General features: G+C 70.4%; 10 protein-coding genes. 6 read left to right on the top strand and 4 right to left on the bottom strand.

All coding sequences use genetic code 11. The annotated features are described in order from the left end of the window. Nucleotides 1–66 precede the first annotated feature (66 nt). The 6 genes from JMO03_RS19840 to JMO03_RS19815 all read left to right on the top strand — a co-directional run bounded on the left by JMO03_RS19840 (nucleotide 67) and on the right by JMO03_RS19815 (nucleotide 5,965). On the top strand, nucleotides 67–1,116 hold the full coding sequence (locus tag JMO03_RS19840; protein ID WP_202845486.1) for a LacI family DNA-binding transcriptional regulator: 1,050 nt from the start codon (nucleotides 67–69) through the stop codon (nucleotides 1,114–1,116). Nucleotides 1,117–1,398: 282 nt separating this feature from the next. Next, nucleotides 1,399–2,247 (top strand): 5-dehydro-4-deoxy-D-glucuronate isomerase, encoded by an 849-nt coding sequence (gene kduI / locus JMO03_RS19835; RefSeq protein ID WP_202845485.1) that lies wholly within the window; start codon nucleotides 1,399–1,401, stop codon nucleotides 2,245–2,247. Between the two features lie 39 nt (nucleotides 2,248–2,286). Then, nucleotides 2,287–3,045 (top strand): 2-dehydro-3-deoxy-D-gluconate 5-dehydrogenase KduD, encoded by a 759-nt coding sequence (gene kduD / locus JMO03_RS19830; RefSeq protein WP_202845484.1) that lies wholly within the window; start codon nucleotides 2,287–2,289, stop codon nucleotides 3,043–3,045. A gap of 187 nt (nucleotides 3,046–3,232) precedes the next feature. After that, complete coding sequence (locus JMO03_RS19825; RefSeq protein ID WP_425491871.1) at nucleotides 3,233–4,354, top strand: GDSL-type esterase/lipase family protein; 1,122 nt, start codon at nucleotides 3,233–3,235, stop codon at nucleotides 4,352–4,354. Nucleotides 4,355–4,522: 168 nt separating this feature from the next. Further along, complete coding sequence (locus tag JMO03_RS19820) at nucleotides 4,523–5,299, top strand: SDR family oxidoreductase (protein WP_202845482.1); 777 nt, start codon at nucleotides 4,523–4,525, stop codon at nucleotides 5,297–5,299. A gap of 231 nt (nucleotides 5,300–5,530) precedes the next feature. After that, entirely contained in the window at nucleotides 5,531–5,965 is a 435-nt protein-coding gene (locus JMO03_RS19815) for a VOC family protein (RefSeq protein ID WP_202845481.1), read from the top strand. 7 nt (nucleotides 5,966–5,972) lie between these two features. Here the strand turns inward: JMO03_RS19815 and JMO03_RS19810 are convergent, their stop codons facing one another. The 4 genes from JMO03_RS19810 to gltB form a co-directional block, all read right to left on the bottom strand. After that, nucleotides 5,973–6,629 carry a DUF4124 domain-containing protein gene (locus JMO03_RS19810; protein WP_202845480.1) on the bottom strand — a complete coding sequence of 219 codons (657 nt, stop codon included), beginning with the start codon at nucleotides 6,627–6,629 and terminating at the stop codon, nucleotides 5,973–5,975. Further along, nucleotides 6,629–7,369, bottom strand: coding sequence for a DUF4124 domain-containing protein (locus JMO03_RS19805; RefSeq protein WP_202845479.1), 741 nt, complete (start codon nucleotides 7,367–7,369; stop codon nucleotides 6,629–6,631). The genes JMO03_RS19810 and JMO03_RS19805 overlap by 1 nt, the downstream gene beginning before the upstream one ends. 101 nt (nucleotides 7,370–7,470) lie before the next feature. After that, nucleotides 7,471–8,952: an FAD-dependent oxidoreductase gene (locus tag JMO03_RS19800; protein ID WP_202845478.1), complete on the bottom strand. Its 1,482-nt coding sequence runs from the start codon at nucleotides 8,950–8,952 to the stop codon at nucleotides 7,471–7,473. 127 nt (nucleotides 8,953–9,079) lie between these two features. Beyond that, the gene (gene gltB / locus JMO03_RS19795; protein ID WP_202845477.1) at nucleotides 9,080–13,537 is read right to left on the bottom strand and encodes a glutamate synthase large subunit; all 4,458 of its coding nucleotides are present in this window, start codon (nucleotides 13,535–13,537) and stop codon (nucleotides 9,080–9,082) included. Nucleotides 13,538–13,541 lie beyond the last annotated feature (4 nt).

Here is a 13,541-nt window from a genome sequence, read left to right as displayed (position 1 = left end):
GCCGCATTTCCGGGCGACCGCGCGCTAGACTGATCCCGACACCGGTATCAGCCGGCGGGACACGACATGCCGCGAACCAGCAAGCAAGACGAAGCCAGGCCCGTTCCCCGGGGCAAGGCTGCGACCATCAACGACATCGCGCGCCTCGCAGGCGTGTCCAAGAAGACCGTGTCGCGGATCATCAACCGCTCGCCGCTGGTGCGCGCGGACACGCGCGAGAAGGTCGAGACGCTGATGCGCGACGTGGGCTACGTGCCCGATCCGATGGCGCGTGGCCTGGCGTTCCGCCGTTCGTTCCTGATCGGCATGATCTACGACAACCCCACCGCGCAGTACATCGTCGACATCCAGTACGGCGCGCTCGACGCGCTGCGCGACTCGGGGTTCGAGCTGGTGGTGCATCCCTGCGACAGCCGCAGTCCGAACTATGTCGACGGCGTGCGGCGGTTCGTGCAGCAGCAGAAGCTGCACGGGGTGATGCTGGTGCCGCGCGTCTCCGAGGACCAGGCCCTGGCCGACATGCTGGACGACGTCGGCTGCCGCTACGCGCGCATCGCCGCGGTGGCGCTCGACGCCACCGACCGGATGGTCGTCACCCACGACCGCGACGGCGCGGCGGAAGTGGCCGACTACCTGCAGTCGCTGGGCCACCGTGAGGTGGCGATGATCACCGGCCCGGCCGCATACCGCTCGGCGATCGAGCGCACCCACGGCTTCGTCGGGGCGCTGCAGCGGCGCGGCATCGAGCTGCCGCCGTCGCGCCTGGTCGAGGCCGGCTACACCTTCGAGTCGGGCGTGGCCGCTGCCGAGAAGCTGCTCGGTGCGAAGAAGCGGCCCACCGCGATCTTCTGCGGCAACGACGAAATGGCCGCGGGCGTTTACCGCGTGGCACTGCGCACGGGGATCCAGATCCCCAAGCATCTGTCGGTGGTGGGCTACGACGACAGCCCGCTGGCCTCGCGCCTGTGGCCGCCACTGACCTCGGTGCGCCGCGACACGCGCGACACCGGGCGCATGGCCGCCGCCATGCTGCTGCAGTCCGATGGCGGCGCACGTCCGCTGTCGAGCGTTCGCCCGCACCTGGTGATCCGCGACTCCTGCCAGCCCCCCGCGTAGCCCGGATAAGCGCAGCGCATCCGGGGATATCGAATCCGGTGGATGGTGCGGCGCCGTCGGGCCGGATCCGCGCAGGGATTCCGGTGGTGTGGACTCGAACCGCGCATGCTGCCGGCGCGCCGGGGGCATGAAGTTGTCGGGAAGCCGGTCCCGGATGCGCTGCGCTTATCCGGGCTACGGCGCGGTGCCGCAGCGCAAAATGACACCGGTTACCCGATTCCGTAGAATCGGGCCATCGATACACGCCCGGCTGCGGCCGGGCCCGCATCCAGGAGCGACGCCATGTTTAGCAAGACCTACCACGCCACCCATCCGGACATGATGGACGGCGCCAGCAACGACCAGTTGCGCGACCGCTACCTGGTCGGCGACCTGTTCGTGGCGGACACGGTGCAGCTCAACTATTCGCACAACGAGCGCTTCGTGATCGGCGGCGCCGCGCCGGTATCGAAGGGGGTCGAACTGCCGCGCCAGACCGAGCCCGAGTCCACGAAGGGCCACCCCTTCCTCGAGCGGCGCGAACTGGGCGTGATCAACGTCGGGGGCGGCGCCGGCACGGTCACCGTCGACGGCACCCGCTACGCGCTCGGCCCCAAGGACGGGCTGTACGTCGCGATGGGCAGCCAGGACGTGTCGTTCTCCTCCGACGATGCGGCCAATCCGGCGAAGTTCTACCTGGCCTCGACCCCGGCGCATGCGCGCTTCGAGACGAAGCAGCTCTCGATCAAGGATGCCGTCGCACTCGATCGCGGGGCGCTGGAGACCAGCAACGAACGCACGATCTACCAGTTCATCGTGCCGGCCACCTGCCGGTCCTCGCAACTGCTGCTGGGCCTGACCGTGCTCAAGCCCGGCAGCGTCTGGAACACCATGCCGCCGCACCTGCACGACCGCCGCAGCGAGGTCTACTTCTACTTCGGCCTGGGCGAGAACGACCGCGTCTACCACTTCATGGGCCAGCCCGATGCGCAGCGCCACATCGTGATGCGCAGCGACGAAGCGGTGATCTCGCCGCCTTGGTCGATCCACATGGGCGCGGGCACCAGCAACTACGCCTTCATCTGGGCGATGGGTGGAGAGAACCTCGACTACACCGACATGCACGTGCTGGAAATCTGCCAGCTCAAGTAACCCCCTCCGTCGCGCAACCCACGCAAGGAACCGAACACCATGGCAGGCAATCCTTTCAGTCTCGAAGGCAAGGTCGCGCTGGTCACCGGCGCCAATACCGGGCTCGGCCAGGGCATCGCCCTGGCGCTTGCCGAAGCGGGCGCCGACATCGCCGCCGCCGGGATCGTCGAGGCGGCCGAAACCGGCGAGAAGGTGCGCGCCCTGGGCCGCCGCTTCCTCGACCTCGAGGCCAACCTGATCTCGATCGAGCCGGTCGAACGGCTGGTCAAGGAGACCGTCGACGGGCTCGGCGGGCTCGACATCCTGGTCAACAACGCCGGCCTGATCCGCCGCGCCGACGCGGTGGATTTCAGCGAGAAGGACTGGGACGACGTGATGAACGTCAACATCAAGTCCGCGTTCTTCATGTCGCAGGCCGCCGGCAGGCACTTCATCGCCCGGGGCAGCGGCAAGATCATCAACATCGCCTCGATGCTGTCGTTCCAGGGCGGCATCCGCGTGCCCTCGTACACCGCATCCAAGAGCGGCATCGCCGGCATCACCCGGCTGCTCGCCAACGAGTGGGGCAGCAAGGGCATCAACATCAACGCGATCGCGCCCGGCTACATGGCCACCGACAACACCGCGCAGCTGCGTGCCGATGCCGACCGCAACAAGGCGATCCTCGACCGCATACCGGCCGGGCGCTGGGGCGAGCCGTCGGATCTCGGCGGCACCGCGGTGTTCCTCGCCAGCCGCGCTTCGGACTACGTCAACGGCGCGGTGATCCCGGTCGACGGTGGCTGGCTGGCGCGCTGAGGTTCTCTCCGGAACGGGCGGGAGGATTGGCGTCCTCCCCGGCGGAATTCTCTCCGCCCGTTCCTTTTTTCAGCCCGCGACGGACGTCGCCACCAACCGGCGCGCGGCCTGCCGGCCGACAACGGCTTGCCCGCAGGCGGTTGCCACGGGCGGCGCGCCGCATCCGCAGCGGAGGTCCGCGATGAGCATGCACAAATCGATCCCCGTTCTCCTGTCGGGCCTGTGCCTCGCCGCCGCGACCGCGACTGCCGGAGAACCGCGTCGCGTCTTCGTCGCCGGCGATTCCACGGCGAGCGCCTACCCGGCTGAGCGTGCGCCGCGCGAAGGCTGGGGGATGCGGCTGCAACCGTGGCTCGCGCAAGGCTGGGAGGTCCGCAACCACGCGCAGAGCGGGCGCAGCGCGCGCAGCTTCGTCGAACAGGGGTGGCTCGACGCGATCGCGGACGAGCTGCGCGCGGGCGACGTGCTGCTGGTCCAGTTCGGGCACAACGATGCCAAGGTGGAGGATCCCGCGCGATACAACGATCCTTCCGAAGCGTATCCGGCCTGGCTGATGCGCTATGTGGCGCTGGCGCGGGCGCGCGGTGCCACGCCGGTGCTGGTGACGCCGGTCGCGCGGCGCAAGTTCGATGGCGCCCAACTGCTCGACACCCACGGTCCCTATCCGCAGGCGATGCGCGAGTTCGCCCGTCGCGAGGGCGTCGTCCTGGTCGACCTCAACGCGTCGAGCATGGACTGGCTGCGCGGCCTCGGCGACGCGGCTTCGAAGCCGTACTTCATGCACGTGCCGACGCAGCGCCAGGCCGACGACACCCATTTCAGCGCCGCGGGCGCGCAGGTGGTCGCGTGCCTGGTCGTCGCGGGTTGGCAGGCGGCCGATAAGGACGCACCCGTCAGGCCGGTCACGGCAGACGCGTGCGCCGCGATTTCCGCACTGGCGCCTCTGGCGGTGTCGCCTTCGACCGTGGTCGCCGAGCGGGACATCGCGGTGACCCAGCCGGGTCCGCACGAAGGCGACGGCACCACCACCGCCTATCCGTTCTTCGCCGACGCCACCGGCTTCGATGTCGTGTTCCGGAAGCGCGTGCTGCATCCGGGCGCGAGCATCGGCACGCACGTCAACGACAAGGACGAGATCTACTACGTGCTCTCCGGCCGTGGCGAACTCGTCCTCAACGGCGAAGCGCGCGGGGTGGGCGCGGGCGACGCGATCCTCACACGCAACGGCGACAGCCACGCGTTGCGCCAGCTGGGCGACGAGGACCTGGTGATCTTCATCGTCTTCGACGAGGCCTCGCGCACGCCCTGAGCGGCCTGCGGCTCCGGCGGCTGTTCGCTCGGCGGCTCCCGCGGTGGCGAACAGGCGGTGCACAGCAGGGCGGAGGCGAGCACGACGGGTCTGGCGATCCTGTCCATCGGGTTCTCCTGGGGCGGTCAGGCGCTATCCTAGGCTCGACCCGGTCTTGGACGCGCGAAAATGGATCCGCATCGCTGGCGGCTCGATGGACAACTCGCGCTGGTCACCGGCGGCAGCGCAGGCATCGGCCGCGCGATCGCGCGCGAGCTGCTCGGCTTCGGCGCGACGGTGCTGATCGTCGCGCGCAACGGCGATGCGCTGGAGGTGGCGCGCGACGAACTCGCCGAGGAGTTCCCCGACGGCGACATCCGCGCCTTCATCGGCGACGTCTCCGACGACGAGCAGCGACGCGAGGTGCTGGACTGGGTCGAGGACCAGGGCGACGGGCTGAACATCCTGGTCAACAACGCCGGCGGCAACCTCACCCGCGCCGCCAACGACTATGCCGAGGACGAGTGGCGCGAGATCTTCGAGGTCAATCTCTTCAGTGCGTTCGAACTCTCGCGCTACGCGCATCCGCTGCTGACCCGGCACGCCGCGTCCAGCATCGTCAACGTCGGCAGCGTGTCGGGCCTCACCCACGTGCGCAGCGGCGCCCCCTACGGCATGAGCAAGGCGGCGCTGCACCAGATGACGCGCAACCTCGCCGTCGAGTGGGCCGAGGACGGGGTGCGGGTGAACTCGGTGGCGCCGTGGTATATCCGCACGCGCCGCACCTCCGACAAGCTGTCCGATCCCGACTATCTCGACGAAGTGCTGCTGCGCACGCCGATGGGTCGCGTCGGCGAGCCGGAGGAGGTGGCCGCCGCGGTGGCCTTCCTGTGCCTGCCCGCCGCCGGCTACATCACCGGCGAGTGCATCGCCGTGGACGGCGGATTCCTGCGCTACGGGTTCTGAGGCGGGAGGCGCTGCGTCGCGTCCCGCATCGCGCGCATGCCGGCGACGTGCGCGGCAGACGGCCACCTCCCGTCGCATCGGCGCGCCAGCCGCTGGAGTCCCTCGGCCATGCCTCGTGCGCTCCCTCGTGCGCTGCAGCGGCCGATGGCAAGGCGCGGGATTCGTGACGACTGCCGTGGCGAGCGCCGTGCGCGCGGCTATCATCACGCGATTCCACGCGAGGACCCGGAGATGGAAACGCAGGAACTCCACCGCGGCCGGCTGTTCGACCACCTGCAACTGGTGGTCCGCGACCTTGACGCCAGCCGCCGCTTCTACGAGGCAGTGCTCGACGCGCTCGGCATACCGATGGGGGGCAGCGGCGAGGGCTGGTTCTGGGCGGACGAGCTGTTCGTGTCGACCGCGGACAGTGAGGCGGCGCAGGGCGAGCTGACCGGGCGCCACCACTTCGCGCTGCAGGCGCGCGACCGGGCGGCGGTCGAGGCCTTCCACGCCGCCGCACTCGCCCATGGCGGCCGCGACAACGGTGCGCCCGGCGAACGCCCGTACCACCCCGGCTACTACGCCGCGTTCGTGCTCGATCCGGACGGCAACAACATCGAGGCGGTCTTCCATGGTCCCGCGCAGCGCAGCGCGGACTCGGTGCACATCCGCTTCGACGCGTGAGCCGCGCTCAGGGCGGCAGCGCGCAGGTCGAATCCACCAAGATCTTAGTCACCCGCGCGAACTCTTCCTGCAGCGCGGGCTTGTCCGCGCCGCGGGCATGCCGCCAGCCCGATTCGATCTCGCGCTGGCGGCGTTTCCAGCCATCGCAGGCGTCGCGGTCGCCGATTCGCGCGCAGACGTCGTACTTGTTCTCGCAGGCGGCGCCGACGCCGGCGGTGTCCAGGCGCACGCAACGCGGCTTGGGCGACCAATCCTCGCTCACGTAACTGTCGTTGTCCCAGGTTTCGCACTGGTAGATCGGCGGTGGCGGCAGGCGTTCGCTGGCCGCGAGCTGCGCCGGTTCGGGCAGGTCGGGACGCTCGGGACCGGTGATCGGCCCGTCCTGCGGCCCGGCGACCTGGACGAAATTCGACAGCGGCGGCGGCGTGTACGCCGGTTCCTCGATCACGGTCAGGCCACCGGCGACCCCTGCCGGCGGCGGGCGCGAGGGCAGGGCATCGACCTGGCGGATCTCCTGGCGGCTGCCGGCGGGACAGGGCGTGCCGTTCTGGATCGTGACCTCGCCGCTGGCGGCCGTGCAGCGGTAGATGGTGCTGCCGTCCTGGGCCAGCGCCAGCGCCGCGCCCAGCAGCAGGAGGCCGCCCAACATCAGGTGTGGACGCATCAACCGGTCCCGCAGTCGGCGGCGAGGCGCGCGTTGATCCCGCGTTCCTCGGCGCGCAGGCTGTTGCGTTCGGTCTCCTGCGCGTTGAAGAAGCGGCGCCGGATCTGGTCGCGCCGATCGGCCAAGCGCGCGCAGACCTCGCCCCGCGGCAGGGCGTGGCAGGTGTCGCGGACCCAGGTACCGGGGCCGCCGAGGCCGCCGTAGCCCGGACGGTCGGGCCGGCCGGGCCGGTCCGGTCGACCGGGGGCGGCCGTCGGGGGATCCGGGCGCGGAGTGGGCGCACCGACCCGCCCGCCGAGCGGACGGTTGGCGTAGTACTGGGACAGGGCACCGCGCTCCGTCGGCGGTGGGCGGCCATGCCCGTAGCCCCCTCGATATCCGAGCGTCCACAACGGCACCCAGCGAGGATTGCCATCGCCGTCGTCACTGGTGTAACGCTCGCCATCGGGCGTGGTGCACTCGTACATCGGCTGGGGCGTATGCACGACCACCACCTGCGGGCGGGGCGGCGGGTCGTCGGCAGGAGGCGGCTCTTCGGCGCGGAGAGGCGGCGGAGGCCCGTCGGCCGGCCGCTGCAGCCTGATCACCTGCTCGGACGAACTCTTCGGGCACGGAACGTCGCCCAGCGTGACGTGGCCCTGCGTGTCGGTGCAGCGGTAAACGGTCACAGGTTCGGCCGCGCGTACGCTCAGGGCAGCGAGCAAGGCGGTCAGCAAAGCCGCGGGCAAAAACAGGTGCATGCCTCATCTTGCCGCCGCGGGCGCGATGGGGCAAACGGAAGGGACCTCCGGTCAGGGACGGTTCAATCCCCGGCGCAGGCCGGCCCGGGCTGCGTCGACGCTCACGCCGCGTCGAGCGCCGAAGCCATGCCCTGGGTGTCGCGCAGCATGCGCGCGATCGCGGCCGCCGCGTCGCGGCCTTCCTGTACCGCGGTCACCACCAGGTCGGCACCGCGCACGCAGTCGCCGCCGGCGAACAGGCGCGGATGCGTGGTCTGGTAGGGCAGGCGGTCGCCGCCGCCTGCGATGATGCGGCCGTTCTCCCGCGCCTGGACGCCGGAGTTGGCCAGCCAGTCCGGCAGTCGCGGCGAGAAGCCGAAGGCGATGATCACCACGTCCGCCTCGATCAGCGATTCGCTGCCCTCGATCGCCACCGCGCCGCGGCGCCCCTGCGCGTCCGGTTCGCCGAGCCGGGTCTCGATCATGCGCACGCCGGAGGCGTGCCTGCCGTCCGCCGCCTCGATCGCCAGCGGCTGGCGGTTGAACAGGAAGCGCACGCCTTCCTCGCGCGCGTTCGCCACCTCGCGCGCGGAGCCGGGCATGTTGGCCTCGTCGCGCCGGTAGGCGCAGGTGACGCTGCTCGCGCCGAGGCGGATCGCCGAACGCACGCAGTCCATGCCGGTATCGCCGCCGCCCAGCACCACCACGCGCTTACCGGCGAGGTCCGGCAGCACCAGCCGGTCTTCCCAGCCCGCGATCGGTCGCCCCTGCGGCTCGCGACCGGTGACGATGCGCCCGTTCTGCACCAGGAACGGCAGCGCAGGCAGCACGCCCGCGAGGTCCTGGCCGGCCAGGCCGCCGTCGGTGTAACGATATGCACCCAGGCCGAGGAACACCGCGTCGTAATCCGAGAGCAGGGTGCCCAGCGACACGTCGCGGCCGATCTCGACGCCGAGCCTGAAGCGCACGCCCATTTCCTCGAGCACGTCGCGCCGGGTCGCGATCACCGACTTGTCGAGCTTGAAGCTGGGGATGCCGAACTGCATCAGGCCGCCGATCTGCTCGTAGCGGTCGAACACGGTGGCCGCGATGCCCGCGCGTGCCAGGCGGTCGGCGCAGGCGAGCCCCGCGGGACCGGCGCCCACCACGGCGACGCGGTGGCCGGTGGCGACGACCTTGGACAGGTCCGGCCGCCAGCCCTGCTCGAAGGCGGTGTCGACGATGTACTTCTCGACCGCGCCGATGGTGACCGCGCCGAAGCCCGCGTCGAGGGTGCACGCGCCCTCGCACAGGCGGTCCTGCGGACAAACGCGTCCGCACATTTCCGGCAGCGGATTGGTTTCGTGGCACAGCGCCGCCGCCTCGAGGATGCGCCCTTCCTCCACCAGCTGCAGCCAGTTGGGGATGTAGTTGTGCACCGGGCACTTGGCCTCGCAGTACGGATTGCCGCAGTCCAGGCAACGCCCGGACTGGTACGCGGCCTCGGGCTGCCCGAACTTGCCGTACAGCTCGTTCCAGTCGCCCTCGGTGCGCAGCTGCAACGGCACCTTGCGCGGCATCTCGCGCGGGATATCGAGGAACTGGAAGACTTTTTTCTTGCTCATGACACGGGAATCGGGAATGGGGAATGGGGAATAGGAGAAGCGCCGCATGCGCGTGGTGCGGCCGCGCGTGGAATCCGGGAATCGCGTTTTCGGTTCCCGATTCCCGATTCCCGATTCCCGGCCTTCCTCATGCCGCCCTCCGCAGCTCGTTCGCCAGCGCCTCGAGGCTCGCGGCCTTGGGCTTGACCAGCCAGAACTTTCCGACGAAGTCGCGGAACTCGTCGATCAGGCGCGCGCTCCAGGCGCTGCCGGTGAGCGAGGCGTGCGCTTCCAGCAGGTCGGTCAGGTGCTGGCGGTAGTTGTCGAAGCCCTCGGGCGAGATGCGCACGATGTCGATCAGTTCGTGGTTGTAGCGGTCGACGAAATCGCGGTCGAGGTCGAGCACGTAGGCCAGGCCACCGGTGAAGCCGGCGCCGAAGTTCAGTCCGGTACGGCCGAGCACCACCACGGTGCCGCCGGTCATGTACTCGCAGCAGTGGTCGCCCGCGCCTTCCACCACCGCCACTGCACCGGAGTTGCGCACCGCGAAGCGTTCGCCGGCACGGCCGGCCGCGTACAGCTCGCCGCCGGTGGCGCCGTACAGGCAGGTGTTGCCGAGGATCGGCGTCTGCCGCGACTCGAACGCGCTGCCGCGCGGCGGCGACAGCACGATGCAGCCGCCGGCCATGCCCTTGCCGACGTAGTCGTTGGCTTCGCCCTCGAGATGCAGCCGCAGGCCGCCGGCATTGAACGCGCCGAAACTCTGGCCGGCGCTGCCGCTCAGGCGCAGCGTGAGCGGGCGATCGGCCATGCCGGTGTTGCCGTGATGTTGCGCGATCAGGCCCGACAGGCGGGTACCGATGCTGCGGTCGGTGTTGCGCACGGGGTAGGCGTACTCGCCGCCTTCGCCGCGTTCGATCACGCCGCCCAGCTCGGCATCGAGCCTGGCCGCGAGGCCGTCGGGCGGCGCCTGTAGCGCCGGCGCGCCGCAATACGCCGCGGGCTGCGACGGATCGCCGGCTAGCAGCCGCGACAGGTCGATGTCGACCTCCTCGCGGGTCTGGCGCAGGTGCTGCTCGAGCAGGTCGGTGCGGCCGATGATCTCCTCCAGCGACCGCGCGCCGAGCGAGGCCAGCAGTTCGCGTACGTCTTCGGCGATGTTGCGGAAGAAGTTCTCGACGCGCTCGGGCAGCCCGGTGAAGTGCGCCGAGCGCAGGCGCTCGTCCTGGGTCGCCACGCCGGTGGCGCAGTTGTTGAGGTGGCAGATGCGCAGGTACTTGCAGCCCAGCGCGATCATCGGCGCGGTGCCGAAGCCGAAGCTGTCGGCGCCCAGCATCGCCGCCTTGACCACGTCCAGTCCCGTCTTGAGTCCGCCGTCGGTCTGCAGCAGCACGCGCTCGCGCAGCTCGTTCGCCTGCAGCGCCTGGCGCGCCTCCGACAGGCCCAGTTCCCAGGGCACGCCGGCGTAGCGGATCGAGCCGAGCGGACTGGCGCCGGTCCCTCCGTCATGGCCGGAGATGGTGATCAGGTCCGCACCAGCCTTGACCACGCCGGCTGCGATGGTGCCCACCCCGGCGTGCGCGACCAGCTTGACCGAGATCAGCGCCGTCGGATTGATCTGGCGCAGGTCGAAGATCAGCTGCGCGAGATCCTCGATCGAATAGATGTCGTGGTGCGGCGGCGGCGAAATCAGGCCGATGCCCGGCTTGGCGTAGCGCAGCCGCGCGATCAGCGGGTTGACCTTGCTGCCGGGCAACTGGCCGCCCTCGCCGGGCTTGGCGCCCTGCGCGACCTTGATCTGCAGCACCTCGGCATTGATCAGGTACTCGGGCGTGACGCCGAAGCGGCCCGACGCGATCTGCTTGATCTTGCTGCGCTTCTCGGTGCTGTAGCGCGCCGGGTCCTCGCCGCCCTCACCGGAGTTGCTGCGGCCGCCGAGCCGGTTCATCGCGATCGCCAGCGCCTCGTGCGCTTCCGGCGACAGCGCGCCCAAGCTCATCGCGGCCGAGTCGAAGCGCTTGACGATCGACGACACCGGTTCGACTTCGTCGACCGGCACGGACGCACCGAGCGGCTTGAGCCGCAGCAGGTCGCGCAGCGCCGCGGGCGGCCGGGTGTCGACATGGCCGGCGTACACCTTCCAGTCCTCGCGCGCGCCGGTGAGCACCGCGCGCTGCAGGCTCGTCACCACGTCGGGGTTGTACTGGTGGTACTCGCCGCCGTGTACGTAACGCATGAGTCCGCCCGGCTCGGGCAGCGCGTTGTCGTCCCAGCCGTGCTCGGCCAGCGCCCAGGCATCGCTCTCCAGCCGCGCGAAACCGGCGCCGCGGATGCGCGAGGGCGTGCCTTCGAAGCACAGCGACACCACGTCCTCGTCCAGGCCGACGATCTCGAACAGCTGCGCGCCGCGGTAGCTGGCGATGCTGCCGATGCCCATCTTCGACAGGATCTTGAGCAGGCCCTTCTTGATTCCGCGGCGGTAGCTGCGGCCGACCTGCAGCGGCTCGTTGCTGGTCTTGCCGCCGAGCAGGCCGCGGCGCGCGAGCGCGGCCAGGGTCTGGTAGGCGAGGAACGGATACACCGCGGTCGCGCCGAAGCCGATCAGGCAGGCGAAATGGTGCGGATCGCGCGCGGTGCCGGTCTCGACGATCAGGTTGGCGTCGCAGCGCAGGCCCTTGCGCACCAGGTGCAGGTGCACCGCGCCGGTGGCGAGCAGCGCGTGCACGGCGGCATGGCCGCGGCGCGGGCGGCGGTCGCTGAGGATCAGCAGTTCGACGCCCTCGCGCACCGCCGCCTCGGCCTCGGCGCAGATGCGCAGCACCGCGTCGCGCAGCGAGGTGCGCTGGTCGAAATACAGGTCGATGTAGCGGTGCGCCGATTCGAACCGCGGCAGCGCCAGCAGCTGGTGCAGCTTGCGCTGCGACAGCACCGGCGAATTGAGCATCACGTGGTGGACGTTCTCGGCCTGGTCCAGGAACAGGTTGCCCTCGCGCCCGATCTGGGTGGAGAGCGTCATCACGCACTCCTCGCGCAGCGGGTCGATCGGCGGGTTGGTGACCTGCGCGAACGCCTCGCGGAAGCAGTCGTAGAGCGGGCGCACGCGCTGGCTGATCGCCGCCATCGGCACGTCGTCGCCCATCGAGCCGATGCCTTCCTGCTCGGTCTCGGCGAGCGGGCGCAGCACCGCTTCCTGCTCCTCGCGCGAGAGCTGGAACAGCTTCTGGAACGCGAGCAGCGTTTCCGGCGTGAACGGCGCGTCGGTGAGCGCCGGGTCGATCAACTCGGTATGCAGCCAGCTCATGCCGCGCTTGAGCCACTGCTTGTACGGCGCGCGGGCGCGGTTGAGGTCGTCGATCGCGTCGTTGTCGAGCAGACGCCCGCCCTCGAGATCGATCGCGATCATCTCGCCGGGACCGAGTTTGCCCTTGGCCACCACGTCCTCCGGCGGCAGCTCCCAGACGCCGGCCTCGGAGGCGATCACGAACACGCCATCGCGCGAGAGCGTCCAGCGCGCCGGGCGCAGGCCGTTGCGGTCGAGGGTGCAGGCGGCGAAGCGGCCGTCGCACATCACCACGCCGGCCGGGCCGTCCCAGGGCTCGGAATTGATCGAGTAGTACTCGTAGAACGCGGCGAGGTCGGTGTCCTTGTATTCGAGCGACTGCGTCGCCGGCGGGATCAGGATGCGCATCGCCTGCGGCAGGTCCATGCCGCCGAGCAGCAGCCATTCGAGCATGTTGTCGAGCGACTGCGAATCCGAGCCGTGCATGGTCACGGTCGACTCGAATTCGGAGACGTCCAGCAGCGGCGAACGCCACACGTGCTTGCGCGCCTGCGCCCAGCGCCGGTTGCCCTCGATGCTGTTGATCTCGCCGTTGTGCGCCAGGCGCCGGAACGGGTGCGCCAGCGGCCAGCGCGGCAGGGTGTTGGTGGAGAAGCGCTGGTGGAACACGACCGCGCGTGCGGCCAGCTGCGGATGCGACAAGTCCGGGAACAGCTGCCGTAGGTGGCTCGGCAGCACCATGCCCTTGTAGCCGAGCAGGCGCGGCGACAGGCCGACGACGTAGAAGTCGGCCTCGTCGCGCAGCGCTTCCTCGCAGCGGCGGCGGGCGAGGAACAGCGCGCGCTCGAGCGCATCGGCATCGGGCTCGTCGCTTTCCACGAAGACCTGTTCGATGCGCGGCACCGACGAGCGTGCGAGCTTGCCGCAGGCGTCGAGGTCGAGCGGCACCACGCGCCAGCCGGCAACGCGCACGCCGACGTGCTGCAACTGCGCAGCCAACTGCCCGCGGCAGCGCATGGCGGCGTCGGCATCGTGCGGCAGGAACACCATGCCGGCGGCGACCGGGCCGTCGTGCAGCGGGAAGCCCGCGTCGGACGCGAGCGTGCGCACGAAGCCGTCCGCGCCATGAATCAGCACACCGCAGCCATCGCCCGAGAGGCCGTCGGCGGCGACGCCGCCGCGGTGCGCCATCCGCGCCAGCGCCTCGAGCGCGATGTCCACGATCGCACGCTCCGGCTTGCCCTCGATCTTCGCGATCAGGCCGAATCCGCAGCTGTCGTGTTCATCGCGGGGGTCGTGGAGCCCCCGATCCGGGAGTGCCCGCATCGTC

Source organism: Luteimonas saliphila, from assembly GCF_016774335.1.
In the GTDB taxonomy this organism is placed as follows: Bacteria; Pseudomonadota; Gammaproteobacteria; order Xanthomonadales; family Xanthomonadaceae; genus Luteimonas; species Luteimonas saliphila.
The sequence above is the reverse complement of the archived record's forward strand: the minus strand, read 5'-3'. Positions and strand labels throughout refer to the sequence as shown.

What these genes read in the sequence shown, in the direction of transcription:
- JMO03_RS19840 (WP_202845486.1), top strand. Translation starts at nt 67, where the DNA reads ATGCCGCGAACCAGCAAGCAAGACGAAGCCAGGCCCGTTCCCCGGGGC.
- kduI (WP_202845485.1), top strand. Translation starts at nt 1,399, where the DNA reads ATGTTTAGCAAGACCTACCACGCCACCCATCCGGACATGATGGACGGC.
- kduD (WP_202845484.1), top strand. Translation starts at nt 2,287, where the DNA reads ATGGCAGGCAATCCTTTCAGTCTCGAAGGCAAGGTCGCGCTGGTCACC.
- JMO03_RS19825 (WP_425491871.1), top strand. Translation starts at nt 3,233, where the DNA reads ATGCACAAATCGATCCCCGTTCTCCTGTCGGGCCTGTGCCTCGCCGCC.
- JMO03_RS19820 (WP_202845482.1), top strand. Translation starts at nt 4,523, where the DNA reads ATGGATCCGCATCGCTGGCGGCTCGATGGACAACTCGCGCTGGTCACC.
- JMO03_RS19815 (WP_202845481.1), top strand. Translation starts at nt 5,531, where the DNA reads ATGGAAACGCAGGAACTCCACCGCGGCCGGCTGTTCGACCACCTGCAA.
- JMO03_RS19810 (WP_202845480.1), bottom strand. Translation starts at nt 6,629, where the DNA reads ATGCGTCCACACCTGATGTTGGGCGGCCTCCTGCTGCTGGGCGCGGCG.
- JMO03_RS19805 (WP_202845479.1), bottom strand. Translation starts at nt 7,369, where the DNA reads ATGCACCTGTTTTTGCCCGCGGCTTTGCTGACCGCCTTGCTCGCTGCC.
- JMO03_RS19800 (WP_202845478.1), bottom strand. Translation starts at nt 8,952, where the DNA reads ATGAGCAAGAAAAAAGTCTTCCAGTTCCTCGATATCCCGCGCGAGATG.
- gltB (WP_202845477.1), bottom strand. Translation starts at nt 13,537, where the DNA reads ATGCGGGCACTCCCGGATCGGGGGCTCCACGACCCCCGCGATGAACAC.